This is a genomic window from Marivibrio sp., from assembly GCF_040218065.1.
GTDB lineage: Bacteria > Pseudomonadota > Alphaproteobacteria > UBA8366 > Aestuariispiraceae > Marivibrio.
In genome coordinates, this window is the sequence record NZ_JAVJQE010000008.1 from 53105 (window position 1) to 75607 (window position 22503).

Consider the following 22503-nt stretch of genomic DNA (forward strand, 5'->3'; position numbering starts at 1 on the left):
CGCCCTTCGCGCGGATCCGCCGCGTGAAGGCTCCGCCGGCGCCGCCGCCCGGGACGGTTAGCTGTTTCGGACCCGGACGGCCGATGCACGAAGCGATTGCGAACCGTTCGACAGACGTCGCAAAGGGGAGGCCCTGACGATGGCCATGCTCAACTTTGAAAGGAAATACCGCATTCGCGGAGGGACTCTGCTCGGCGGCGACCTCTTCGACTTCTGGGTAGGGCCTTTCTACGTCGGATTCTTCGGGGTCACGACGCTCTTCTTCTCGTTCCTCGGCACCGCGCTGATCCTGTACGGGGCGGCGATCGGGCCGACCTGGAACGTCTGGCAGATCAACATCGCGCCGCCGGCCCTGGAATACGGCCTGGCGTTCGCCCCGTTGAAGGAAGGAGGGCTGTGGCAGTTGATCACCATCTGCGCCATCGGCGCCTTCGTTTCCTGGGCGCTGCGCGAGGTGGAGATCTGCCGCAAACTCGGCATGGGATATCATGTGCCGATCGCGTTCGGCGTGGCGATCTTCGCCTACGTCACCCTGGTGGTGATCCGCCCCTTGCTGCTGGGCGCCTGGGGGCACGGCTTCCCCTACGGCATTCTCAGCCACCTGGATTGGGTCTCGAACGTCGGCTACCAGTATCTCCACTTCCACTACAACCCGGCGCACATGATCGCGGTGAGCTTCTTCTTCACCACGACGCTGGCGCTGTCGCTGCACGGCGCGCTGGTGCTGTCGGCGACGAACCCGAAGAAGGGCGAGCCGGTCAAGACGGCCGAGCACGAGAACGCCTTCTTCCGCGACGCCATCGGCTACTCGATCGGCACCTTGGGCATCCACCGTCTGGGCTTGTTCCTGGCGCTGTCGGCCGGCTTCTGGAGCGCGGTCTGCATCGTCATCAGCGGTCCCTTCTGGACCCGCGGCTGGCCTGAGTGGTGGAACTGGTGGCTGAGCCTGCCGATCTGGAGCTGAGGGGAAAGACCATGGCTGAATACCAGAACATCTTCACGCGGGTTCAGGTCCACGGGAATCCCGACCTGGGCGTGCCGCTGCCGAAGGGCGGCGTGTGGACCCGCAACAACAAGACCCGCCTTTCCTATCTCGCCGGCAAGATCGGCGACGCGCAGGTCGGCCCGTTCTATCTGGGCTTCCTGGGCCTCGCCTCCATCGTCTGCGGCGTGATCGCCATCGAGATCATCGGTCTCAACATGTGGGCCTCGGTCGGTTGGGATCCGATCGAGTTCGTCCGCCAGCTCTTCTGGCTGGCGCTCGAGCCGCCGAAGGCAGAGTACGGTCTCTCATTCCCGCCGCTGGCGGAAGGCGGATGGTGGCTGATGGCGGGCTTCTTCCTGACCGTCTCCATCCTGTTGTGGTGGCTGCGAATGTACACCCGGGCGCGCGCGCTCGGCATGGGCACGCATGTGGCCTGGGCCTTCGCGGCGGCGATTTGGCTTTATCTGGTGCTGGGCCTGATCCGGCCGGTGCTGATGGGCAGCTGGTCGGAGGCGGTGCCGTTCGGCATCTTCCCGCACCTGGATTGGACCGCGGCTTTCTCCATCCGCTACGGCAATCTGTTCTACAACCCCTTCCACATGCTCTCGATCGTCTTCCTGTACGGCTCGGCGCTGCTGTTCGCCATGCACGGAGCGACGATCCTGGCGGTCAGCCGCTTCGGCGGCGACCGGGAGATCGAACAGATCGTCGACCGCGGCACGGCCTCGGAGCGCGCCGCCCTCTTCTGGCGCTGGACCATGGGTTTCAACGCCACGATGGAGTCGATTCACCGCTGGGCCTGGTGGTTCGCGGTGCTGTGCCCGCTGACCGGCGGCATCGGCATCCTGCTCACCGGCACGGTGGTCGACAACTGGTACCTGTGGGGCGTCAAGCACGGGATTGCGCCGGCCTATCCTGAGGTCTGGACCCCGGTCCCCGACCCCGCCATGAGCAACGGGAGCTGAGCCATGTTGGACGGAATCAAACTAGGCGTCGGCGGCGTTGCGATCGTGGCGGCCTTTCTCCTCGGGGTGGCGTTCTTCCTGAGTTGGGAGCGCCCGCCGATCGAGAGCGAGCAGATCGGCTACGACGGCGTCGGCATGGTGACCCACACCAACCCGCGCATCGACGCCGAGCTGCAGGCGCGCAACGAGCCGCCGATTTCGATGGGCCGCATGCCGCCCGGCGGACAGCCGGCCGGCGAGGTTTATGAGAACGTGCAGGTGCTGGGCTCGCTCAGCGAGGATCAATTCAACCAGTTGATGGTCAGCATCACCAATTGGGTCTCGCCGGACGAGGGCTGCGCCTACTGCCACAATGTCGAGAACATGGCGTCCGACGAGGTCTACACCAAGATCGTCTCGCGTCGGATGATCCAGATGACCCAGCACATCAACGCCAATTACGAAAGCCACGTGGGGCAGACCGGCGTCAACTGCTACACCTGCCACCGCGGCAATCACGTGCCGGAGTACCTCTGGGTCGAGGAGGACGGGGTCGACCCGGCGAAAGGCATGACCGCCGATCGCCAGGGCCAGAACCTGGCGACCGAGATCGCGGTCTACTCCTCGCTGCCCTACACGGCGTTGGAGGACCTCCTGACCCAACCCGGCGCGCAGATCCGCGTGCAGGAGGGTCAGGCCCTGCCGACGGTTCCGCTCGAGCCGGGCACCAAGAAGACCGAGGTGACCTACTCGCTGATGATGAACATGTCGGACGGGCTCGGCGTCAACTGCACCTACTGCCACAACAGCCGCAGCTGGGCGGATTGGGAGCAAAGCCCGCCGGCCCGCGCCACCGCCTGGCACGGCATCCAGATGGCGCAGGACGTCAACGCCAATTACCTGATCCCGTTGCAGTCGGCGCTGCCGGCGCACCGGTTGGGTCCCGCCGGCGACGCCCCGAAGGCGTCCTGCGCGACCTGCCATCAGGGCCTTCCGTTGCCCATGAACGGGGCCCCGATGCTGGAAGACCATCCCGAGCTCGGGAGGGTCATGGAGTAGCGTTGTTCCGTACCCCATCCACCCCACTGGCGGGAAGAGACCTCTCTTCCCGCCATTTTTTTCGTCGCGATCGCGGGAGCTGAGGTGCAACAGCGCGCGCCTGCGACGGCGGGTCTCAGAAATGGGTCCCCCTTTCGCGGGGGCGCGCTTTGCCGATTCCGGACCGCAGGGCGCTTTCGCGCGGACTCCCGATCCGCCGCTTTTATTCCGCCGCGCGGTCGCCGCCGGCGATCAGGGCGTCGACGTCCCAGCGGCGCGCGGCTTTCAGATAAGCCTCCGCGCCGTCGGCGTCGGTCGGGTGGGAGAAGAGGAAGCCCTGCCCGGATTCGCAGCCAAGCTCCCGCAGGCGCTTCAGCTGACCCGGGCTTTCGACCCCTTCGGCGATCACGTCCATCCCCAGTGTGTGGGCGAGCAGCGCGATGGTGCGGATGATCTCCAGATTCTCGCGCTTCTCCTCCATCGCGGCGACGAAGGAGCGGTCGATCTTCAGCGTGTCGAACGGGAAGCGGTGGAGATAGCTGAGCGACGAATAGCCGGTGCCGAAATCGTCGATCGACAGCGTCACGCCCAGATCCTTCAACTCCATCAGCGTACGCGCGGTGGATTCCGGATTGTGCATGATCATGCTCTCGGTCACTTCAAGCTTCAGCCGGCTGCCCGGCAGGCCGGTTTGCGCCAGCAGCAGCTCGATGTCGCGCACCAGATCCGGGTCCTGCAACTGACGGCCGGACAGATTGACCGAAATCGCCTCCGGCGCTTCGCCGCCGTAGCGGCGCATCCACTCGCGCATGGCGCGGGCGGACTTACGCAGCGCCTGCGCGCCGATCGCGGCGATCAGGCCGACATCCTCCGCCGGCGGAATGAAATCGGCCGGCGCGACCAGCCCGCGTTCCGTATGCCGCCAACGGGCCAAGACCTCGAAGCCGGCGATGCGGCCCGTATCGAAGCGCACGATCGGCTGGTAGTAGACCTCGATCTCATCCCGGTCGACGGCGCGGCGCAGGTCGCTCTCCAGCTGAAGCTGGCTGATCGCCCGGGACTGCATCGAGGGGTCGAAGACGGCCGTGCTGCTCTGGCCCCCGTCTTTGGCGCGATACATCGCGATGTCCGCCGCGCGCAGCATGTCCTCCGCTTTGCGGAACCCGGCCGACGGCAGGGCGACGCCGATGCAGACCGAGGTGAAGACCTCTTGCCCGCGCAGATAGAAGGCGGCCGCCAGATCCGACTGCAGCCAGTGCGCAGTCTCCAGCGCGTCCTCCGCCCTGCGCACCTCGCCCAGCAGCACGCCGAATTCGTCGCTCGCCAGGCGCGCCAGACTGTCGCCCGGCTTGATCGCGCTTTCCAGACGCCGCGCGACGTCGATCAGCAGCTCGTCCCCCACGTCGTGACCGAGCGAATCGTTGATCACCTTGAAGCGGTCGAGATCGAGGAACAGGACGGCGAATCCCTCGCCCGCATCGTCTGCGCCTTGCAGGCGCCGGCGCTGCAGGGTCTGATCGATGCGGTCCAGAAACAGCGCCCGGTTCGGCAAGCCGGTGACGGAATCGTACAGCGCGTCGTGGATCAGCTGCTCTTCCGCGCGCTTGCGCTCCGATATGTCGGTCATCGAGCCGACCAGGCGCTGCGGCCGGCCGTCATGCGGGCTGCGCACCGCAAGCCCGCTCGCCGCGACCCACAAATAATCGTCGTCGGTATGCAGCATGCGGAACTCGGCGGCGAACTGCTCGGACGCGCCGTCGAGGTAGCTGTCGATCGCGGCGCGCAGGGCGTCGACGTCGCGCGGGTGGACGCGGTTGAACCAATCGTCCGGCCGGCCGCTTATCATGTCGGGGCTGAGCCCCAGCATGGCCCGCCAGCGCGGCGAGTAATAGACCCGCTCCGCCGCGAGGTCCCAATCCCAGATGCCTTCGGACGAGCCCTGCGCGGCGAGCGCGTAGCGCTCCTCCGAGACCCGCAACGCGTCCTCGGCGCGCTTGCGTTCCGTGACGTCGGTGAAGGTGCTGACGAAGCCGCCCTGGGGAAGCGCGTTGCGCACGATTTCAATCCAGCGCCCGTCCGCCAGCCGCTCCAACTGCACCGCGCCGCGCCCGTCGCGGATGTCGGCCAAGCGCGCCTCCACATGGGCGTCGATGGCGCGGGCGTCGGGCCGGACCAGAACGCCCGCTTCGAAGGCGCTGCGGATCGCCTTGGCGATCGGATCGCCCTCGACGATGCCGCCTTCAGCAATCGAGAAGATTTCGCGGTAGCGCCGGTTCCAAGCGACGAGGGTCAGCGCCTCGTCGGTCACGACGATGCCGTCGGCCATGTAGTCGAGCGCGTTCTGCAAGGCGGTTTGCGACGCCGCGCCGCGCGCGCCGTCGCGCCGACCTTTGCGAAAACCGGTCAGCCCGCCGATCAGAGCGGACAGCGCGGCGGCGATCGCCGAACCTGCGCTGCTGTCGTGAATGGGCATGGCGGCTGAGGCTCCGAGAAGCGGCGCCGCCAAACATGCAGCGCCAACGCGACCGTTAGAGTGCACTAACCGCCCCCCGGTTGGTCAAGCGAACGCAATCGATTAAATAGGGGACGGCGACCGCAACCTTGGACCCGCGCGATGACCGACGCAAAGATCGACCGCCGCCTGTCGGTGGCCCCGATGATGGATTGGACGGACCGGCATGACCGGCGGTTCCTGCGCATCTTGTCTGCGCGCACGCTGCTTTACACCGAAATGGTGACGGCGCCGGCGGTGCTTTACGGCGATCGGGAAAAACTCCTCGGCTTTGACGCACTCGAGCATCCGGTCGCGTGCCAACTGGGCGGCTCCGATCCGGCGGAACTCGCCGAGGCTGCGGCGATCGTGGAGCGGGTCGGCTATGACGAAATCAATCTGAATGTGGGGTGCCCGTCCGATCGGGTGCAGAACGGCTTCTTCGGCGCCTGCCTGATGGCGGATCCGGCCCGCGTGCGCGATTGCGTCGATGCGATGGCCCGCGCGGTCTCGATCCCGGTCACGGTTAAGTCGCGCATCGGCATCGACGGGCGCGAGAGCTATGAGGAGCTCCTCCGCTTCATCGACACGGTGGCGCAAAGCGGCTGTTCGACCTTCATCGTCCACGCCCGGATCGCGATCCTCTCAGGGCTCAGTCCAAAGGAGAATCGCGAGATCCCTCCGCTGAAATACGACGTGGTGCGCCGGCTCAAAGCCGATCGCCCGCAGTTGGAGATCGTCTTGAACGGCGGGGTCAAGGATCTGGACCAGGCGGAAGCGATTCTGGCGGAGGACGATGACGGCCCGGCCCTAGACGGCGTCATGATCGGTCGGGCGGCCTACCAGGACCCCTATATTCTGGCCGAGGCCGATCGACGGCTGTTCGGTCGGAGCGACGCTCCCGTCAAAACCCGCCATCAAGTGATCTCGGACCTGCTGCCCTATGTCCGGAAGAGCCTCGATCGCGGCGTCGCGCTGCACCACATCACGCGGCACATACTGGGCCTGTTCAACGGGCGGCCCGGCGCGCGAAAATGGCGCCGGTATCTGAGTGAGAACGCCTACAGCGCCGAGGCGGGCGTCGAGGTGATCGAGCAGGCGGCCGCCCTGGTTCCCGACGATCGCGACGCGGCGCGCAGCGGCGCGGCGTAGGCGTAGGCGTAGGCGTCTAAAGTTTTCCCGCCTCGACCATTGCGCGGTAGAGCTGGGTCAACACCTCGGACGGCCGATAGCGTCCGGCCTGCATGGCCTCGCGCCCCGCCTCGATCGCCGCATCGGACGGATGGCGCGGCACGACGGCGTAGCCTTCCTTGGCCAGCGCCTGCAGAACGGCGCGCGCCTGCTTGTCGTAATCCTCGTTGAACCAGGATTTGTCCGCCTTCTTGATCGCCTGGGCGATGGCGGTTTTGATGTCGGCCCCCATTGGCGCGCCTCCTCCAGCGATCGGATGCCGCGTCACGACGCCACGATTCGCCCCTCGGAGGGGAGTCCCGATGTTCGACCAACAGGTGACGTTTCTCTACACCGCCGATCCGGACGCCTCGCGCCGCTTCTACGAGGAGACGCTGGAGCTGACCTGCGTGCTGACGCAGCAGGGCGGCTGCCGGATCTATCGCACCGGCCCGGCGAGCTTCGTCGGCCTGTGCGCGGCGCGCGACGGCCGCGCGGCCAATCCCAACGGCGTGATCCTGTGCCTGGTGACGCAGGACGTCGAAGGCTGGGGCGCGCGGCTGAAAGCCAAGGGCGTGGTGCTGGAGAAGGAGCCGCAGCCGAACCCCGACTTCGCCATCACGCACCTCTTCCTGCGCGACCCCGACGGCTATCTGATCGAAATCCAGCGGTTCGAGGATGTGGCGTGGCCACCCTCCTAGTGGCTCTCAGCGGCTCATACCTACAATATGTTGATCAAAGTTCCGAATCGCCGTTGTGTTATTCGTGACATGGTTGTTCCATGCTTGACGAGCCCTAGCTAAGGCTATCGGATATGAGACCCTACACCAAAAAACAGGTGGCGGACGTGTTATCCGTAGATGTCGAGAGACCGGTACAGTCGACTCCGCGCGGACCTTCAATGGTACGTACGACGCCCTCCTCCCATCAAGTGACCAGAGCCGAAGCGAACGCCCAGGCTGTTGCTAAGCGCCTTCGAGTGTTGAAGATCGCGCAGGCGGCGGCCAAGGGCGAGAAAGTGAGTTTTGGCGGACGCAAGGTTTGGAAGCGGTAAAAAAATTTTGGCGCGAGCCACCCTCATAAAGAGCAAATAATAGAGATTGCTGAATGGAAGGCGATCGCCCGTACCCTTGGAACGAAATGTTCAGTCGTATCGTCGCCGGCGAAGGGGAGACGCGTTCGCTCTTGGCGTATGCTTTATACAAGCAATTGAAGGTCGAATGGACCGAGCGGGAGCAAGGCAACCGCGGCGGGCCGATATCGCTTCACGACATGAACCAATTCCGCGAGTCGGTCGACACCGATACGCAGATTAACATGCTCTTCAATGAGGCGGATCGACGCCTTGAAGACTACGCCCGCCAACTCCTAGGCGAACAACAAGCGACCGAACTAGTTGATGCTTACGAGGGTGGGAAAAAAGATGAAATGAATAAGCAATTGCAGGCGCTCAATAGCACAGTGCAAGGAATCAAGGCGGTTTCCGACAACTTGCAAACTCAGGCCAATCGCAGCTTCCTAATGGCCGTGTTGGCGAGCCTACTCGGCTCCGCGTTCGCTTTCGTGATCGCGGTGGCCGCCTTTTTTGCTTGGAGCGACTGGATTGCAGAGCTGTTCGCCGGCGGGGCCGGCGGCTGAGCGCTACTGCCCCGCCGCCGTCATACCGTCGATCCGCACGCTCGGCGCATTGGCGCCGTAGCGGAAGTCGAGGTCGTTCGCCGCCGTCATCGCGAGAAACATGTCCTTCAGATTGCCGGCGATCGTCATCTCGCTCACCGGATAGGCGATTTCGCCCTTTTCGATCCAGAAGCCGGACGCGCCCCGGCTGTAGTCGCCGGTCACGCCGTTGACCCCCATGCCCATCAGGCTGGTGACGTAGAAGCCGCTGTCGATCTCGCGAATCATGTCCTCCGGGCTCGTCTCGCCCGGCTCGAGATAGAGATTGGTCGTCGTCGGGCTCGGCGGGCTCGAGGTCCCTCGGCCGGCGTTGCCGGTCGTCGAGAGATCCAACTGCCGGGCGCTGCGCAGATCGAGCACCCAGGTCGTCAGCACGCCGTCTTCGACCAGCGCGCGCCTTGTCGTGGCCACGCCTTCCGCGTCGAACGGCTTGGAGGCGAGGCCGCGCGGGCGGTGCGGATCGTCGATCACGGTCAGGCCCTTGGCCATCACGGCCTCGCCCATCCGGTCCTTCAGGAAACTGGTGCCGCGGGCGATCGCCGCGCCGTTGACGGCGCCGGCCAGATGGCGGAGCAGGCTGTTCGCGACGCGGGGATCGAAGACGACCGGACATTTGGTGGTCGGCCCCTTGCGCGGATTCAGCTTGGCGACCGCCTGATCGCCGGCGCGCTTGCCGATCAGGCTTGGGTCCTCCAGATCGGCGCCGTAGACCTTTGAGGTGAAGTCGTAGTCGCTCTCCATCTCCACGCCTGAGCCGGCGAGGACCGACACCCCGACGCCGTGGCGCGAATTCTCGTAGCCGCCGCGAAAGCCGTTGGAGGCGCCGAGCGCGATCGACCAGCGCGCCCAGCTCGACTCGGCGCCTTCTGAATTGCTCACGCCCTGCACGGCCATGGCCGCGTCTTCGGCCGCCTTGGCGCGTTCGATCAAGAGTTCCGCCGCAGGCTCCTCGTGATCGCAGCTGTCGACGTCGGGGAAGGGCGGGCGGCCCAGGTCCTCGGCCGTCGCCAGCCCGCAATAGGGATCGTCCGGGACGGTCTTCGCCATGGCGATCGCGCGCTCGACCAACTCCGAAAGCGCGTCCGACTTCCAGTCGTTGCCGGAGACGCAGGCCTGCTTCTTGCCGATGATGACGCGCAAGCCCAGATCGCGGCTCTCCGAGCGCTCCAGCCGCTCCATCTTGCCGAGGCGCTGGGCGTGGCTCAGGCTGGTCGCGTGCGCCACGATCGCGTCGGCCTGATCGGCGCCGGCTTTGCGCGCCCGGTCCAGCATCTCTTCGATCAGGTCGAGGGATTGGGCGTCAGCCCCGGTCTTTTCAGCGCGCTTGGCGGTCGCGGGCGCGTCGGACATGAAGCTCGATCCTTATTCGGTTGGCGAAATTTAGGGCGACAGATCGCTCACCCCTCTGAAAGTGTTCACGAGGGCGATCAGAGTAAAGCCCGCGATCGCGATCAGCGCTAAGATCATCTGCAGCCGAACCCGCTTGCGGTCGCGCTCCGGCTCGTCGCGCGGGCGTTCTTCGTCGCGCCGCCCTTCCGCGCGGCGGCTGTAGCGCGGCGGGCGCGCCCGGCCGTCCATGCGGGGGTCGCGCGCGCCGAGGCGCGCCCCGCGGCGGCGCGCGCGCAACCCGACCAGCGCCGCGATCAGAACCACCGCCAGCAGCACCGCGATCGGGTTATCGCGCAGAAGCTCCGCCATCGTGCGGGGGCCTTTCGCTCAGCCCTCGCCGCGCGCGCGCGCGAGCGCGCGCCAGCCGATGTCGCGGCGATAGAAGCTTTCCGGCCAGTCGATCCTGTCGACGGCGCGATAGGCGGCGGCCTGGGCCTCCGCGACGCTTGACCCGCGGGCGGTGACGTTTAGCACCCGTCCGCCGATCGCCCGCAAGACGCCGTCGGCGTCGCGCGCTGTGCCGGCATGGAAGATGGTGACGTCGGGATCCTCTTCCGCCGGCTCCAGCCCGCGGATCACGGTGTTCTTCTGGTAGGCGCCCGGATAGCCTTCGGCCGCCATCACCACGCTCAGCGCGGTCTCGTCCTCGTACCAGCGCAGATCGGCGGCGGACAGCACGCCGTCGGCGGCGGCCGTCAGCGCGGGCAGAAGATCGGACTTAAGCCGCATCATCAGGACCTGACACTCCGGGTCGCCGAAACGGACATTGTACTCGACCACCTTGGGCCCCTGGTCGGTCACCATGAGCCCGATGAACAGAACGCCGTTGAAGGGCGCGCCTTCGGCGGCCATCGCCTTGACCGTGGGGGTGAGGATCTCTTCGACGATGCGCCGCTCAAGGTCGGGCGTGCAGACGGGCGCCGGCGAATAGGCGCCCATCCCGCCGGTGTTCGGTCCGCGATCGCCGTCATAAGCGGCCTTGTGATCCTGGGCGGAGGCGAGGGGCAACGCCGAAACGCCGTCGACCAGGGCGAAGAAAGAGAGCTCCTCCCCGGCCATGAACTCTTCGACGACCACCTCGGCGCCGGCGGCGCCGAAGCTCTCGGCGACCATCGCCTCATCCACGGCGGCCAAAGCCTGCTCGACGCTCTCCGCGACGGTCACCCCCTTGCCGGCGGCAAGACCGTCGGCCTTGACGACGATCGGCGCGCCGCGCTCGCGGATATAGGCCTTGGCGGCGTCGGCGTCAGTGAACCGGCCGTAGGCGGCTGTGGGGATGTCGTACTTGGCGCAGAGATCCTTCGCGAAACCCTTCGAGCCTTCGAGCCGCGCGGCCGCCGCGCTGGGTCCGAGAACGCGGACGCCGGCGGCGCGCAGCCGATCCGCCAAACCCGCGACCAACGGCGCTTCCGGTCCGATGACGACCAAATCGATCGCCTCGCGTTCGGCGAAGGCGAGGATGCCGTCAATGTCGTCGGCCTGCAGATCCTCGACACATTGGGCTTCCTGAGCCACGCCGGCGTTGCCGGGCGCGCAGAACAGGCTCTCGCAAAGGGGCGAGGCCGCGATCGCCCAACACAAAGCGTGCTCGCGCCCGCCGCTCCCGACAACCAAGATGCGCATTCGCTCCGACTCCCCCGTCAAGCCGTGAATCGCGCCGCTCCAAAGTCCTCCCGTCTGCGCTCAGACGGCGCGGGCGGGGGGCGTCGGGCGCTCGCTCAAAGCACCCGCGCACGCCCTGCAGATCGGCTGGTGCGGGATAGCATGAGCCGACGGGGAGGGAAACCGCCTGAGCCCCTCGGCCAGCACGGCGATCTCCACCGCGGCGCCCTCGGCGATCCTCGCCGCGGGGGCCTCGGCCGTTCCGGCCGCGTCGGTCGGCGCCGCCGTCACCAGCAACACGCCGCCGCCCGGCCGATGCGTGTAGACGGCGCGTCGTCCGAAAGGCCGGTCGACCTCAATGTATCCCGGACACTCGACCAGGATGAGATCGCCCAGGCTCAACCGCTCGATCACCGGGGCGAAGAAGCCCGGCGCGGCGATCTGATCGAAAAAATGCGCCTCGGTGCGATAGAACCAAACGTTCCGCCTTCCATCGCCCAGCCACAAACTCAATGCCTGACGGTGCGCTTGCAACCTCATGCTCTTAGCTCCCTTAGATTGTGGTTTATTTCTAAATGCAATTCGGATCGGGGCGGTGTCTGGGTAGGAATGCGGCGGATTTGTGCGTCTTCTCAGAGGTTCGTCTAAAATGCGTCGAAGCCAGTCCGGCGCAGGCGGCGCGGCGACGCTTGACGGCGGCCGGTTCGGGCGGGACTCTTCGCTCATGTCGTCGCCCGCCGCCTCCGCCGTCAGCAACGCGCCCGAGTTCTCAGTCTCGGAGCTGTCCGCCGCCCTCAAGCGCACAGTGGAGGAGAGCTTTTCGTACGTGCGCGTGCGCGGCGAGATCTCGGGCTTCAAGCGCGCCGCCTCCGGCCATCTCTACATGGCGATGAAGGACGCGGACGCGGTCTTGGACGCGGTCTGTTGGCGCGGGACGGCGGGGCGGCTGTCGATCAAGCCTGAGGACGGGATGGAGGTGATCGCGACCGGGCGGCTCACGACCTATCCCGGCCGCTCGAAATATCAGATCGTCATCGAAAGTCTTGAGCTCGCCGGGGAAGGCGCGCTGCTGAAGCTGCTCGACGATCGCCGTAAGAAACTCGCCGCCGAGGGACTGTTCGCCGAGGAGCGAAAGCGTCCGCTGCCGTTCCTGCCGTCGGTGATCGGCGTCGTGACCTCGCCCACCGGGTCGGTGATCCGCGACATCCTTCACCGTCTGCGGGACCGCTTCCCGCGTCATGTTCTGATTTGGCCGACCGCGGTTCAGGGCGACGGCGCAGCGGACGCAGTCGCGGCCGCGATCGCGGGTTTCAACCGCCTGACCGGCGCGCCGGGCGAGCCGCCGCGCCCCGACGTCCTGATCGTGGCGCGCGGCGGCGGATCGTTGGAGGATCTCTGGGCCTTCAACGAGGAGGCCGTGGTGCGCGCGGCCGCGGCGTCGGAGATCCCGCTGATCTCGGCCGTCGGCCATGAGACCGATACGACGCTGATCGATTTCGCCAGCGACCGGCGCGCGCCCACCCCGACGGCGGCGGCGGAAATCGCCGTGCCGGTGCGCAGCGAGTTGATGATCGATCTGGCCGATCGGGCGCGCCGCTTGAGCGCGGCGGCCCACCGCGGCGTCGCCGATCGCGCGAAATTACTGGCGGGGTTGGCCCGCGGGCTGCCTCGTCCGCATCGCTTGCTGGAAGGCGCGGAGCAAAAGCTGGACGATTTGTCGGAGCGCTTCGTCGCCGGGCTGCCGCGGCTGATCGGCGCGAAGGAGCGCGACCTCGCCCAGACCGCGGCGCGTCTGCGCACACCGCTTGAGACGCTGCGCGGCGCCGCGCGGGAGCTCGACGCGCTGGACGGCCGCCTGACGCGCGCGCTGGCGAGCGTCGAGCGCACCCACCGCAATCGCTTCGCGGACAGCCGTGTCGCCGAGCGCTTGACCCGCGCGACGACCCGCTTGATCGAGGACCGGGCCGCGCGACTCGCCCGGCAAGCCCAGATGCTGGAGAGTTTGAGCTATGAGCGCGTTCTAGAACGCGGCTACGCCGTCGTGCGTCGGGCCGAAGACGGCGCGGTCGTCTCCGACGCCGACGCGCTGCGCGCGGGCGACGAGATCGACATCGCCTTTCGCGGGGCGCGCTCGCGCCGGGCGCTGGTTGCGGGCGGCGGCGCGGCCGGCCCGCCTTCCCCACGGGCCAAGCCCAAGGCGCGACAGGCGGGCGGCGGCGGCAAAACCGATCAGCAGGAGTTGTTCTGATGCGACGCGCACTGATGGGGCTGTTGGCGCTGTGCTTGCTCGCGCCGGCCGCGCGGGCCGGCGAAATCGATTGGCTCCAGACCGACCTGCAGGAAGGCGGCTACGCCATCGGCAGGATCGCGCCGGGCGGCGCGGTCGAGTTCGCGGGCCGCGCCGCGCCGGTCGCCCCCGACGGCCGATTCGTGATCGGCTTTCACCGCGACTCGCCGGCGCGCGTCGTGGTGCGCGCGACCGGCCCGGACGGCGCGCGCATGGAACAGACGCTGAGCCTCGCCCAGCGGGACTACGACATCCAACGCATCGACGGCCTCCCCGAGAACAAGGTGACGCCGCCCGAAGAGACGCTTCAGCGCATCCGCGACGAGGCCGCGGCCGTACGCGCCGCGCGCGAGAGAGGGAGCTTGGAGATCGGCTTCGACAGCGGGTGGATCTGGCCTGTCCGCGGCCGAATAACCGGCGTGTTCGGCGCCCAACGCATCCTCAACGGTCACCCGCGTCAGCCCCATTACGGCGTCGATATCGCCGCGCCGACGGGAACGCCCGTCGTCGCGCCCGCCGACGGGGTCGTCAGCTTCGCCCACCCCGATCTCTACTATTCCGGCGCGACCTTGATGATCGACCACGGGCTCGGGCTCGCCTCGACCTTCCTGCATCTCGACGACATAGCCGTCCGGGAGGGGGAAAAAGTGAGGCAGGGGCGGACGATCGGACGCGTCGGCTCCAGCGGGCGGTCCACCGGCCCGCATCTGGATTGGCGGATCAACTGGTTCGACGCGCGCCTCGATGCGGCGCTGTTCGTCCCGCCCATGCCCGCGACGGGTGGGGGCGACTGATCAGTCGTCCTTCGGCCAACGGCGGTGGACCCAGAACCATTGGCCGGGGCGCGCGCGGACCCAGGCCTCGACGCGCGCGTTCATGGCGTGCAGCAGCGTCTCCACGTCCGCCTTGCGGTCGCCGCTGTCGGGCAACTCAAGCGGCGCTTCGACGGTGACGCGAAAGCGCGCGCCCGGCAGTCGCTCCAAACGCACCGGCAGCACGCGACAGCGATAGCGCAGCGCCAGCTCCGCCGGTGCGGTCGCCGTCATTGCCGGGCGACCGAAGAAGGGGATCGGCGCGCCTTCGTTGAATTTCTGATCGATCAGCAGGCCGAGCGGCCGGCCCTCGTCCATCACCTTCAGCGCTCCCCGCGCGCCGGCGCGGCCTTTGGGCAGCAGTTCGGCGGTGAAGCCGGCGCGAACCTTCTGAATCATCCGATCCATGCCCGGATTGCTCGCCCGGCGGTAGATGTTGGCGAGCTTGCAGCCGCGCTGAGCGGCCACCAGGCTCGCCATCTCCCAATTCGCCATGTGGGCGGAGAACACGATGAAGGGCGCTTTGGAATCGCGCGCCGCCAACAGGCGCTCCTCGCCGATCAACTCGACCCGATTCCCGTCGTGCGTGTCGATCCGGTCGAGATGGGCGTACTCCGCCGCCCCGCGCCCCAAATTGTCCCACACCTCCTGAACGATCCGATCGATCTCGGCCTGCGAGGCCTCAGGAAAGGCGCGGGCCAGATTGCTTCGGGCGATCCGATCGGCGGGCAAACGGGGTCCGACCAGGCGGAACAGCCATCCGCCCGCGGCCGACGCGGTTTCGATCGGCAGCAACCGCATGGCGCCCAGCAACGCCCGGAAGACGACGTTTTGAATCGCGTAGCCCAAACGTCGCGCCAAAGGCGTTTCGGCTCGCTCTGCGATGCGTTCGTCCCTCGCCGTCATCAAGGTCTCAGAGCCGTGAGGCGCTCCTCCAACAGCTGCGCGCTTTCGTCCGAGAACGCCAGGCGCACGCGCAGCACGATCAACGCGCCGCGCGAGGTGCGCAGGCTCTCGCGTTGCACGACGCTCAGGCGCGCGGCGTCTTTCTCGGTGGTCGCCAGCCGCGCCCCAGAGCGCTCGGCCGTCTCGCGCAGTTCCGCAAGGGTCGCCGACTCGTAGGTGTGATGATCCGGAAAAGCCCGGGTTTCTGCAAGGTTCGCGCCCGCCCCCTCCAAACTTTCGAAGAACTTGCGCGGCCGGCCGATGCCGGCGAAGGCGACGAGCCGCGCGCCGAGCAACTCCGGACTCGGATCGACGGGCGCGAGCGCAGCCTCCAGGATCGGCGCGCGGCTCGCTAGCGCGGCGCGCGCGCCGGTGCGATCCTCGCCGATGAGGACGATCAGGTCGGCGCGCGCCAGCGCCGCCGCAAGCGGCTCGCGCAGCGGGCCGGCCGGGGCGACCCGCCCGTTGCCGAACCCGACGCCGCCGTCGACCGTCAGAATGGAAAGATCCTTCCGAAGGCTCGGATTCTGGAAGCCGTCGTCCATCACCAGATAATCGGCGCCCTGCTCGATCGCCAGGCGTGCGCCGGCCGGCCGGTCGGCGGCGACGACCGTCGGCGCGCGCGCCGCGTGCAACAGCGCTTCGTCGCCCACATCGCGCGCCGTATGGCGTGTCGGATCGACCCGCACCGGACCGGTCGCCGCGCCGCCGTAGCCGCGCAGCAGAACGGCCGGCGTTGCGCCCCTCGCCTGCAATCGGGCGACGATCGCTTGCACCGTGGGCGTCTTGCCGGCGCCGCCCAGGGTGGGATTGCCGACGCAGATCACAGGAGCCGAGACGCGGACCGGCCGCACGAGGCGCCGGCGCAGCGCTCCGGCTGCGCAGAACAGGGCGGCGGCCGGGGTGAGCGCGCGGGCCCGCCATCCGTCTTCCGCCCAGAAGCCCGGCGCCCGCATCAGGACGTCTCCGCGCGCTTCACAGGCTTGGAGACCGGCGGCAGAAAGGGCTCAAGACGTTGCATCACGCGCTGCGCCACGCCGCGATTGCGCGCCGCGACGTCGGCCGCGGCGGCGCTCATCGCGCGCCGCGCGTCGGAATCGTCCAGCAAGGCGGCGACCGCGGCCGCCGCCTCTTGCGCTGACTCGATGCGCCGCGCCCCGCCGGCCTGGAGCAGTTCGTCCGCCACGGTCTCGAAGTTCGCCATATCGGGGCCGAACAGCGGCGCGGCGCCGAGATGCACGGCCTCGACCGGATTATGCCCGCCGACCCCGCCGATCAGGCTGCCGCCAATCAGCGCGATCTCGCTCAACCGGTAGAACAGCCCCAATTCGCCCAGCGTATCCGCGAGATAGATTTCGGCGTCCGGCGGCGGCGTCGGCGTCTCCGAGCGCCGGGCCACCCGGAATCCCTGGCCGCGCAGATGCTCGGCGACCGCATCGCCGCGCACCGGATGCCGCGGAGCGAGGATCGTGAGCAGCCCGTCGCGTTGCGGGGCGAGGCGGGCGTGCACGTCGGCGACGATTTCCTCTTCGCCCGCATGCGTGCTCGCCGCAACCCACAGCGGCCGTGCGCCCACCGCGTGACGCAACGCCGCCAGAAGATCCGCGTTGACCGGCAGGGGAGGAGCGGAGAATTTGAGATTGCCCACGCAGTCGGCGTCGCGTGCGCCGAGGCGGTTCAGCCGCTCCGCTTCGCGCGGGGTTTGCGCCAAGCAGAGGTCGAAGCCGCCCAGAAGATCGCGAGCGAGACCCGGCGTTCGGCGCCAACGCTGGAAGCTGCGTTCGGAGATGCGGCCGTTGATAAGCAGGGTCGGCCGTCCGTCGTCGCGCATCTCCCACAGAAGGTTGGGCCAAAGTTCCGATTCCAACCACACGCCCGCGTCGGGGCGCCAATTCGCCAAAAAGCGCCGAACCGGGCCCAACTGGTCGATCGGCGCATACTGGTGGACGGCGTTCGTCGGCAGGCGGCTCGCCATCAAGCGGGCGGATGTGACGGTGCCCGTCGTCAGGAGGATCGAGGCGTCCGGGTCTCGGGCGGCGAGCGCCTCCATCAGCGGCTGCGCGGACATCGCCTCGCCGTTGCTGGCGGCGTGAATCCAGACCAGCGGGCCGGTCGGGCGCTCGATCGAGGCATGGCCCAGCCGCTCGGGGAAGCGTTTGGGATCTTCCTTGCCGCGGGCGAGCCGTCGTTTGAGGTAAAGCGACAGCGCCGGCCGCGAGGCGGCGAGGGCGCTGCGGTAAAGCCCGCGCCAGATCATCGCCCGCCCTCGTAGGACGCGCCGGAGGCCGGCGGCGCGGGCGGCTGCGTCTCGGACGAGGGAGGCGGGTCGGCCGGCGGGATCGGGGAGACGCCGCATCGGCGGTCGCATTCGTCGCTCAAGTCGGTCATCCGACGTTCCACCAATTCGCGCACTCGTTCGAACGCGTCCGCATCGCCGCGCGGCGGGGGGTCGATGGGGTCCCCCCACAGACACACCAGACGCGAAAACGGAAGCGGCAGGATGAAGCGATCCCAACTGCCGAGCAACCGGCGACGCGTGGCGCTGTAGGCGACCGGCACGATCGGAACCTGCGCCATGGCGGCGATGGTGATCATGCCGCCGCGCAGCCGCATGCGCGGCCCGCGCGGCCCGTCCGGCGTGATGCCGACGCATTTTCCCTGCTTGAGAAGGCGCAAAATCTCCCGCGTCGGTCCCGAGCCGCCTCGCCGGCTGTCCACCGGCACGGCGCTGAAGCCGAAACGGCCGAGCCCCTCGCTCACGAGCCGGCCGTCGCGATGCGCGGACGCGAGGACGGTCAGGGCGCGCGTCTCCTCTTTCCAGGCGTACGGCATCATCGCGATGCGATTGTGCCACAGAGCGATGAGGAAGGGCCGCCCCTGCGCCTTAAGCGCGTCCCGCGCTTCCTGTCCGGCCAAGTCAAAGCGCGACGTCAGATACACGAAGCGAATGTACCAAACGATGATTTCGCGAGCGATCGAATAGGCTGTGCGCGACCTGAAAAAGCGGGCCGACCAAGTCATCAGGCGCCGCCTCAGTGCTGTCCGGCCGCCGCCGGTCGCTCCGCCTCGACCGCCTCGGGCGTCTCATCCGCCTCCGCCGCGGCCCCGGCGTCCGGCTGGAATTGCATCGCCTGCAGCCGGGCGTAAAGTCCGCCCCGGGCGCTCAGCGCATGATGATCGCCGGTTTCGACCACCCGCCCCTTGTCCATGACGTAGATGCGGTCGGCGTCCGCGATGGTGGAGAGGCGGTGGGCGATCACAACGACCGTGCGGCCGGTCATCAGCCGCTTCAACGCGCCCTGCACCTGGCGCTCCGACTCTGTGTCGAGCGCAGAGGTGGCCTCGTCCAACAACAGGATCGGCGCGTTCTTCAGCATCGCCCGAGCGATGGCGATCCGCTGGCGCTGTCCGCCGGAGAGCTTCAAGCCCTGCTCGCCGACCACGGTGTCGTAGCCCTGCGGCAGATCAGCGATGAACTCGTGCGCCGCCGCGCCTTTCGCGGCGTCGATCACGTCCTCCTCCCGGGCGTCGATGCGGCCGTAGGCGATGTTTGCGCGAACCGTGTCGTTGAACAGCGTGGTCTCCTGGCTGACCAGACCGATCTGGGCCAGCAGGGAATCCAGCGTAACGTCTCGGACGTCCTGGCCGTCGATTTCGACCGAGCCGGCGGACACGTCGTAAAACCGCGGAATGAGGTTGAGCACCGTCGATTTTCCCGCCCCGGACGGCCCGACGAGCGCCACGGTTTCGCCAGCCGGGATTTCGATGTCCACCCCGCGCAGTACGGGGTCGCCCGAAGAGTAGGAGAACTCCACGCTCTTGAGCGAAACGCGACCGTCCTGCGGGACCAGCGTCTTGGCGTTCGGCTTGTCCTGGATCTGCGGCTCGTGATCGATGATCGCGAAGATGCGCTGGGCCGCGGCGAGGCCTTCCTGCAAGGCGGCGTTCAGGTTGGCGAGCGAGCGCATAGGCTGGTAGGCGGTGATCACGGCCATGAAGAAGGCCATGAACTGCCCGACCGTCATGGCGCCCTCCATGATCTGGTATCCCCCCCAAACCAGGATCGCGGCCAGCGCGCCGCCGGAGAGACCGTCCATGATCGGATAGGTCAGCGAACGCACGACCGCCGCCTTGAAGATCAGCTTGTACATGGCCGCGAAGGCGCCGTCGGCGCGCTGCTGCTCGTACTCCTGCATGCGGTAAGCGCGCACCTGGCGCGCGCCCTTCAGCGAATCGTCGAGCACGGAGGTCATTTGCCCGAACTCCGTCTGCGTGTGCGCCGACACGCGGCGCAGTCGTCGGCCGATCCGGATGATGGGCATGACCGACAGCGGGAAGAAGACGAAGGCGACGATCGCCATCTGCCAATTCAGGTAGAACATCTGCCCCACCAGCACGACGACGACGATCATGTCCCGTCCGGCGCTGGTGAAGACCTTCGAGATGGCGTCGCGCAGGAAGTGAACGTCGTTCGAGAAGCGCGAGAGCTGCCGCGCCGTGCCTTCGTCGTGCAGATACTGGATGTCCGCGCGCTGCAGGGATCGGAACATCTGGCTTTGCATGCGCTCGATGATGCGCAGGCCGACCGAATGCATCAGCGTCGTCTGCCCGAAATTCGCCGTCCCGCGGATCACCGCCACCGATAGAAAGCCCGCCGCGACGAACCAAATCATCGCTTCGTCGCCTTGGATCAGAGCGTCGTCTAGGGTGCGTTCGACCAAGTAGACGATACCGCCCGAGGCCGCGCCGACGATGGCCATGCAGATGACGGCGAAGACGATGCGCATGAGATAGTGACGCATGTAGTCGCGCCAAAGACGCGCCACCAGAACCCGCGTGTCGTGGTCAAGCGTGAGCCGCGCTTTATCCTTACGCTTCTTGTTTGGATCGGACACGCTGAGAGGTCTTCCCTTGATCGAAACGCCTTTTCGGGGCGTCGGCGGCGAGCCGGCCCCTTCGAAGATGGGCTGCGTATAGCATGAGCGTCCGGGCGCGTCACTCCGACTGAGCGCCCCGAAGAGGCTGAAAAATGAAGGTTACGACGCTTCGACGCGGGTCAGCACCGGTTGCAGATTCTCGAGAAATTGCCGCGCGCACGCCTCCCAGGAGAAGGTGAGCGCATGCGCCCGGCAGGCCGCCGGATCGACGTCGAGCGCGCGACGCGCGGCCGCGCCGAGGTCTTCGTCGAGCGCGCCGACCGGCGCGCTCCCGATGACGTCCAGCGGACCGTTCACCGGCAGCGCCGCGACCGGCACGCCGCTCGCCAGCGCTTCCAGCAGCACGAGGCCGAACGTGTCCGTGCGGCTCGGGAAGACGAAGACGTCGGCGGCGGCGTAATGACGGGCCAGATCCTCTCCCGTCTTGGCGCCGAGGAAATGCACCGCCGGATAGGCGGCGCGCAATTCGGCCAGTTGCGGCCCGTCGCCGACCACGACCTTGCTGCCGGGCAGGTCCAGGTCGAGAAACTGCTTGATGTTCTTTTCGATCGCGACGCGCCCGACATTCATGAAAATAGGCCGAGGCAAGTCCAGCGCGTCTTTCGGCTGCGGGCGAAACAGGGCGATGTCGACGCCTCGGCTCCACAGACGCAGATGCTCGAACCCCCAGGCCTCAAGATCGCGCTTCATGCTGTCGGTCGTCACCATGGTGGCGAGCGCGGGCGCATGAAACCGGCGCATGAAGGCGTAGCTCCAACTCAGCGGCGCGCGGATGCGGGCGTGAATGTATTCTGGAAACCGGGTGTGAAAGGCGGTGGTGAACGGCCGCCCGCGCCTCAGGCAATAGCGTCGCGCCGCCTGCCCAAGCGGGCCTTCGGTCGCGATATGGATCGCGCTGTCGGCCCGCGCGTCCAGCAGGCCGGGCAGTTTGAACCGCGCGTCGACGGCGAGCCGGATTTCCGGATAGCTCGGACAGGGGATCGTGCGGAAGCGGTCCGGGCCGATCACCTCGGTCGGGTGGCCGAGCGCGGAGAGGTCGCGTGCGGTGCGCTCCAATGTGCGAACCACACCGTTGATCTGCGGGAACCAGGCGTCGGAAACGATGGCGATCGGCGCGCCGGACGCTGCCGTCGCCGCGACGCGCGCGTCGTCCGACGCGCTTGCGCCGCCCTCGGCGTCGAGGGCGGCGGACGCCGTGACCCCGGTCATCCGACGGTCGCTCGCGCGGCGGTCTCGACAGGCGGTTTCATTGGCGGCGCGATCGACGACGGGGCCGGCAGGGGCGGCAGCGCCCCGATGCGCTCCGGCGCCTCGGTCCAGCGCAGGATCTCGAGGCGGCCGTCCTGGGCTTCGACCAGCGCGGTGCAGCTCTCCACCCAATCGCCGTCGTTGCAGTAAAGGATGTCGCCGATCATCCGCATCTCCGGGTGATGGATATGACCGCAGATCACGCCGTCGACGCCGCGTTTGCGCGCTTCGTCGGCGACCGCGTCTTCGAACGCGCTGATGAATTCGACCGCGTTCTTGACCTTGTGCTTGAGATAGGCGGAAAGCGACCAGTAGGGCAGTTTCAGCCAGCGTCGAACCCGGTTCACCTGGCCGTTGAGCGCCAGCAGCATCGTGTAGGCCCAGTCGCCCAGCAGCGCGAGCCACTTCGCATAGCGCACGACGCTGTCGAATTCGTCCCCATGCAGCACCAGAAAGCGCCGCCCGTCGGCCCCGACGTGGATCGCCTCCGGCGCGACCAGCACGCCGCCGAAGAAAAGATTAGTGTAGTCGCGCAGGCATTCGTCGTGATTGCCGGGTACGTAGACGACCTTGGTCCCGTGCCGGGTCTTTTTCAGGATTTCCTGGACGACCGCGTTCTGGGTCTCGGTCCAATACCAGGAGCGTTTGAGACGCCAACCGTCGATGATGTCGCCGACGAGATAAATCGTCTCGGCCTCGACGTGTTTCAGGAAATCGAGAAGATAGTCGGCTTTGCAGCCGCGGGTGCCGAGATGGGTGTCGGAAATCCAGACGGTGCGGTACCGGCTGACGCCGCGAATCCCGTGCATGGCGAGGTCCTTTCCGGTTGCCTCAGTATCCAGCGCGTTCGTTGGGGCGGTGATAAGGACTCAATGTTACAGATCGGAGTATAGGCGTATGAGTATTTGGGATTTCACCATGACTTCACGTCTCTGTCACCGAAAGTAAATGTTAACGTCGTTAATCCGACAAAAAACG

At 67.4% G+C, this 22503-nt stretch carries 21 protein-coding genes; 8 read left to right on the top strand and 13 right to left on the bottom strand.

Annotation, left to right across the window (positions count from 1 at the left end):
- The first annotated feature begins 139 nt into the window (after positions 1 to 139).
- From pufL to pufC, 3 genes are read left to right on the top strand one after another with little or no spacing between them, the layout of a single operon-like run.
- Complete coding sequence (pufL, locus tag RIB45_RS06580; RefSeq protein ID WP_350049442.1) at positions 140 to 964, top strand: photosynthetic reaction center subunit L; 825 nt, start codon at positions 140 to 142, stop codon at positions 962 to 964.
- 11 nt (positions 965 to 975) lie between these two features.
- Positions 976 to 1950, top strand: a complete 975-nt coding sequence (gene pufM, locus RIB45_RS06585) for a photosynthetic reaction center subunit M (RefSeq protein ID WP_350049443.1) — start codon at positions 976 to 978, stop codon at positions 1948 to 1950.
- Positions 1951 to 1953: 3 nt separating this feature from the next.
- Positions 1954 to 2988, top strand: a complete 1035-nt coding sequence (pufC, locus tag RIB45_RS06590; protein ID WP_350049444.1) for a photosynthetic reaction center cytochrome PufC — start codon at positions 1954 to 1956, stop codon at positions 2986 to 2988.
- Positions 2989 to 3190: 202 nt separating this feature from the next.
- Here the strand turns inward: pufC and RIB45_RS06595 are convergent, their stop codons facing one another.
- A complete protein-coding gene (locus RIB45_RS06595; RefSeq protein ID WP_350049445.1) occupies positions 3191 to 5440 on the bottom strand; it encodes a putative bifunctional diguanylate cyclase/phosphodiesterase in 2250 nt (749 codons plus the stop codon).
- A gap of 141 nt (positions 5441 to 5581) precedes the next feature.
- On the opposite strand from RIB45_RS06595, the gene dusA reads away from it, so the two are divergent.
- Positions 5582 to 6610 carry a tRNA dihydrouridine(20/20a) synthase DusA gene (gene dusA / locus RIB45_RS06600; protein WP_350049446.1) on the top strand — a complete coding sequence of 343 codons (1029 nt, stop codon included), beginning with the start codon at positions 5582 to 5584 and terminating at the stop codon, positions 6608 to 6610.
- A gap of 16 nt (positions 6611 to 6626) precedes the next feature.
- Here the strand turns inward: dusA and RIB45_RS06605 are convergent, their stop codons facing one another.
- Positions 6627 to 6881 (bottom strand): hypothetical protein, encoded by a 255-nt coding sequence (locus RIB45_RS06605; protein ID WP_350049447.1) that lies wholly within the window; start codon positions 6879 to 6881, stop codon positions 6627 to 6629.
- Positions 6882 to 6951: 70 nt separating this feature from the next.
- On the opposite strand from RIB45_RS06605, the gene RIB45_RS06610 reads away from it, so the two are divergent.
- Entirely contained in the window at positions 6952 to 7329 is a 378-nt protein-coding gene (locus RIB45_RS06610) for a VOC family protein (RefSeq protein ID WP_350049448.1), read from the top strand.
- A 406-nt stretch (positions 7330 to 7735) separates the two neighbouring features.
- Complete coding sequence (locus RIB45_RS06615) at positions 7736 to 8266, top strand: hypothetical protein (protein ID WP_350049449.1); 531 nt, start codon at positions 7736 to 7738, stop codon at positions 8264 to 8266.
- Between the two features lie 3 nt (positions 8267 to 8269).
- On the opposite strand, the gene RIB45_RS06620 is transcribed toward RIB45_RS06615, so the two are convergent.
- Genes RIB45_RS06620 through RIB45_RS06635 form a run of 4 tightly spaced genes read right to left on the bottom strand, consistent with a single transcriptional unit; the run spans position 8270 to position 11836 of the window.
- A complete protein-coding gene (locus RIB45_RS06620; protein ID WP_350049450.1) occupies positions 8270 to 9655 on the bottom strand; it encodes a TldD/PmbA family protein in 1386 nt (461 codons plus the stop codon).
- 30 nt (positions 9656 to 9685) lie between these two features.
- On the bottom strand, positions 9686 to 10003 hold the full coding sequence (locus RIB45_RS06625; protein ID WP_350049451.1) for a hypothetical protein: 318 nt from the start codon (positions 10001 to 10003) through the stop codon (positions 9686 to 9688).
- A gap of 18 nt (positions 10004 to 10021) precedes the next feature.
- Positions 10022 to 11317: a phosphoribosylamine--glycine ligase gene (purD, locus tag RIB45_RS06630; RefSeq protein ID WP_350049452.1), complete on the bottom strand. Its 1296-nt coding sequence runs from the start codon at positions 11315 to 11317 to the stop codon at positions 10022 to 10024.
- Between the two features lie 60 nt (positions 11318 to 11377).
- On the bottom strand, positions 11378 to 11836 hold the full coding sequence (locus RIB45_RS06635) for a hypothetical protein (protein ID WP_350049453.1): 459 nt from the start codon (positions 11834 to 11836) through the stop codon (positions 11378 to 11380).
- Between the two features lie 184 nt (positions 11837 to 12020).
- Between RIB45_RS06635 and xseA the strand changes: the two genes are divergently transcribed.
- Positions 12021 to 13544, top strand: coding sequence for an exodeoxyribonuclease VII large subunit (gene xseA / locus RIB45_RS06640; RefSeq protein ID WP_350049454.1), 1524 nt, complete (start codon positions 12021 to 12023; stop codon positions 13542 to 13544).
- A complete protein-coding gene (locus RIB45_RS06645) occupies positions 13544 to 14377 on the top strand; it encodes a M23 family metallopeptidase (protein WP_350049455.1) in 834 nt (277 codons plus the stop codon). Before xseA ends, RIB45_RS06645 begins: the two co-directional genes overlap by 1 nt.
- Here RIB45_RS06645 and RIB45_RS06650 read toward each other — a convergent pair whose 3' ends face one another.
- From RIB45_RS06650 to RIB45_RS06680, 7 genes are all read right to left on the bottom strand, one after another.
- On the bottom strand, positions 14378 to 15256 hold the full coding sequence (locus RIB45_RS06650; RefSeq protein ID WP_350049456.1) for a lipid A biosynthesis lauroyl acyltransferase: 879 nt from the start codon (positions 15254 to 15256) through the stop codon (positions 14378 to 14380).
- Positions 15257 to 15300: 44 nt separating this feature from the next.
- On the bottom strand, positions 15301 to 16296 hold the full coding sequence (lpxK, locus tag RIB45_RS06655; RefSeq protein WP_350049457.1) for a tetraacyldisaccharide 4'-kinase: 996 nt from the start codon (positions 16294 to 16296) through the stop codon (positions 15301 to 15303).
- The gene (locus RIB45_RS06660) at positions 16296 to 17597 is read right to left on the bottom strand and encodes a 3-deoxy-D-manno-octulosonic acid transferase (RefSeq protein WP_350049458.1); all 1302 of its coding nucleotides are present in this window, start codon (positions 17595 to 17597) and stop codon (positions 16296 to 16298) included. The genes lpxK and RIB45_RS06660 overlap by 1 nt, the downstream gene beginning before the upstream one ends.
- Positions 17594 to 18361: a lysophospholipid acyltransferase family protein gene (locus tag RIB45_RS06665; protein ID WP_350049459.1), complete on the bottom strand. Its 768-nt coding sequence runs from the start codon at positions 18359 to 18361 to the stop codon at positions 17594 to 17596. Before RIB45_RS06665 ends, RIB45_RS06660 begins: the two co-directional genes overlap by 4 nt.
- Before the next feature lie 11 nt (positions 18362 to 18372).
- Entirely contained in the window at positions 18373 to 20235 is a 1863-nt protein-coding gene (locus tag RIB45_RS06670) for an ABC transporter ATP-binding protein (RefSeq protein ID WP_350049460.1), read from the bottom strand.
- Between the two features lie 141 nt (positions 20236 to 20376).
- Positions 20377 to 21486, bottom strand: coding sequence for a glycosyltransferase family 4 protein (locus RIB45_RS06675; protein WP_350049461.1), 1110 nt, complete (start codon positions 21484 to 21486; stop codon positions 20377 to 20379).
- Positions 21483 to 22334, bottom strand: coding sequence for a UDP-2,3-diacylglucosamine diphosphatase (locus RIB45_RS06680; RefSeq protein WP_350049462.1), 852 nt, complete (start codon positions 22332 to 22334; stop codon positions 21483 to 21485). Before RIB45_RS06680 ends, RIB45_RS06675 begins: the two co-directional genes overlap by 4 nt.
- Between the last annotated feature and the right edge of the window lie 169 nt (positions 22335 to 22503).

Coding starts and splice junctions, on each gene's coding strand:
- pufL (WP_350049442.1), top strand. CDS start 140: ATGGCCATGCTCAACTTTGAAAGGAAATACCGCATTCGCGGAGGGACT.
- pufM (WP_350049443.1), top strand. CDS start 976: ATGGCTGAATACCAGAACATCTTCACGCGGGTTCAGGTCCACGGGAAT.
- pufC (WP_350049444.1), top strand. CDS start 1,954: ATGTTGGACGGAATCAAACTAGGCGTCGGCGGCGTTGCGATCGTGGCG.
- RIB45_RS06595 (WP_350049445.1), bottom strand. CDS start 5,440: ATGCCCATTCACGACAGCAGCGCAGGTTCGGCGATCGCCGCCGCGCTG.
- dusA (WP_350049446.1), top strand. CDS start 5,582: ATGACCGACGCAAAGATCGACCGCCGCCTGTCGGTGGCCCCGATGATG.
- RIB45_RS06605 (WP_350049447.1), bottom strand. CDS start 6,881: ATGGGGGCCGACATCAAAACCGCCATCGCCCAGGCGATCAAGAAGGCG.
- RIB45_RS06610 (WP_350049448.1), top strand. CDS start 6,952: ATGTTCGACCAACAGGTGACGTTTCTCTACACCGCCGATCCGGACGCC.
- RIB45_RS06615 (WP_350049449.1), top strand. CDS start 7,736: ATGGAAGGCGATCGCCCGTACCCTTGGAACGAAATGTTCAGTCGTATC.
- RIB45_RS06620 (WP_350049450.1), bottom strand. CDS start 9,655: ATGTCCGACGCGCCCGCGACCGCCAAGCGCGCTGAAAAGACCGGGGCT.
- RIB45_RS06625 (WP_350049451.1), bottom strand. CDS start 10,003: ATGGCGGAGCTTCTGCGCGATAACCCGATCGCGGTGCTGCTGGCGGTG.
- purD (WP_350049452.1), bottom strand. CDS start 11,317: ATGCGCATCTTGGTTGTCGGGAGCGGCGGGCGCGAGCACGCTTTGTGT.
- RIB45_RS06635 (WP_350049453.1), bottom strand. CDS start 11,836: ATGAGGTTGCAAGCGCACCGTCAGGCATTGAGTTTGTGGCTGGGCGAT.
- xseA (WP_350049454.1), top strand. CDS start 12,021: ATGTCGTCGCCCGCCGCCTCCGCCGTCAGCAACGCGCCCGAGTTCTCA.
- RIB45_RS06645 (WP_350049455.1), top strand. CDS start 13,544: ATGCGACGCGCACTGATGGGGCTGTTGGCGCTGTGCTTGCTCGCGCCG.
- lpxK (WP_350049457.1), bottom strand. CDS start 16,296: ATGCGGGCGCCGGGCTTCTGGGCGGAAGACGGATGGCGGGCCCGCGCG.
- RIB45_RS06660 (WP_350049458.1), bottom strand. CDS start 17,597: ATGATCTGGCGCGGGCTTTACCGCAGCGCCCTCGCCGCCTCGCGGCCG.
- RIB45_RS06665 (WP_350049459.1), bottom strand. CDS start 18,361: ATGACTTGGTCGGCCCGCTTTTTCAGGTCGCGCACAGCCTATTCGATC.
- RIB45_RS06675 (WP_350049461.1), bottom strand. CDS start 21,486: ATGACCGGGGTCACGGCGTCCGCCGCCCTCGACGCCGAGGGCGGCGCA.
- RIB45_RS06680 (WP_350049462.1), bottom strand. CDS start 22,334: ATGCACGGGATTCGCGGCGTCAGCCGGTACCGCACCGTCTGGATTTCC.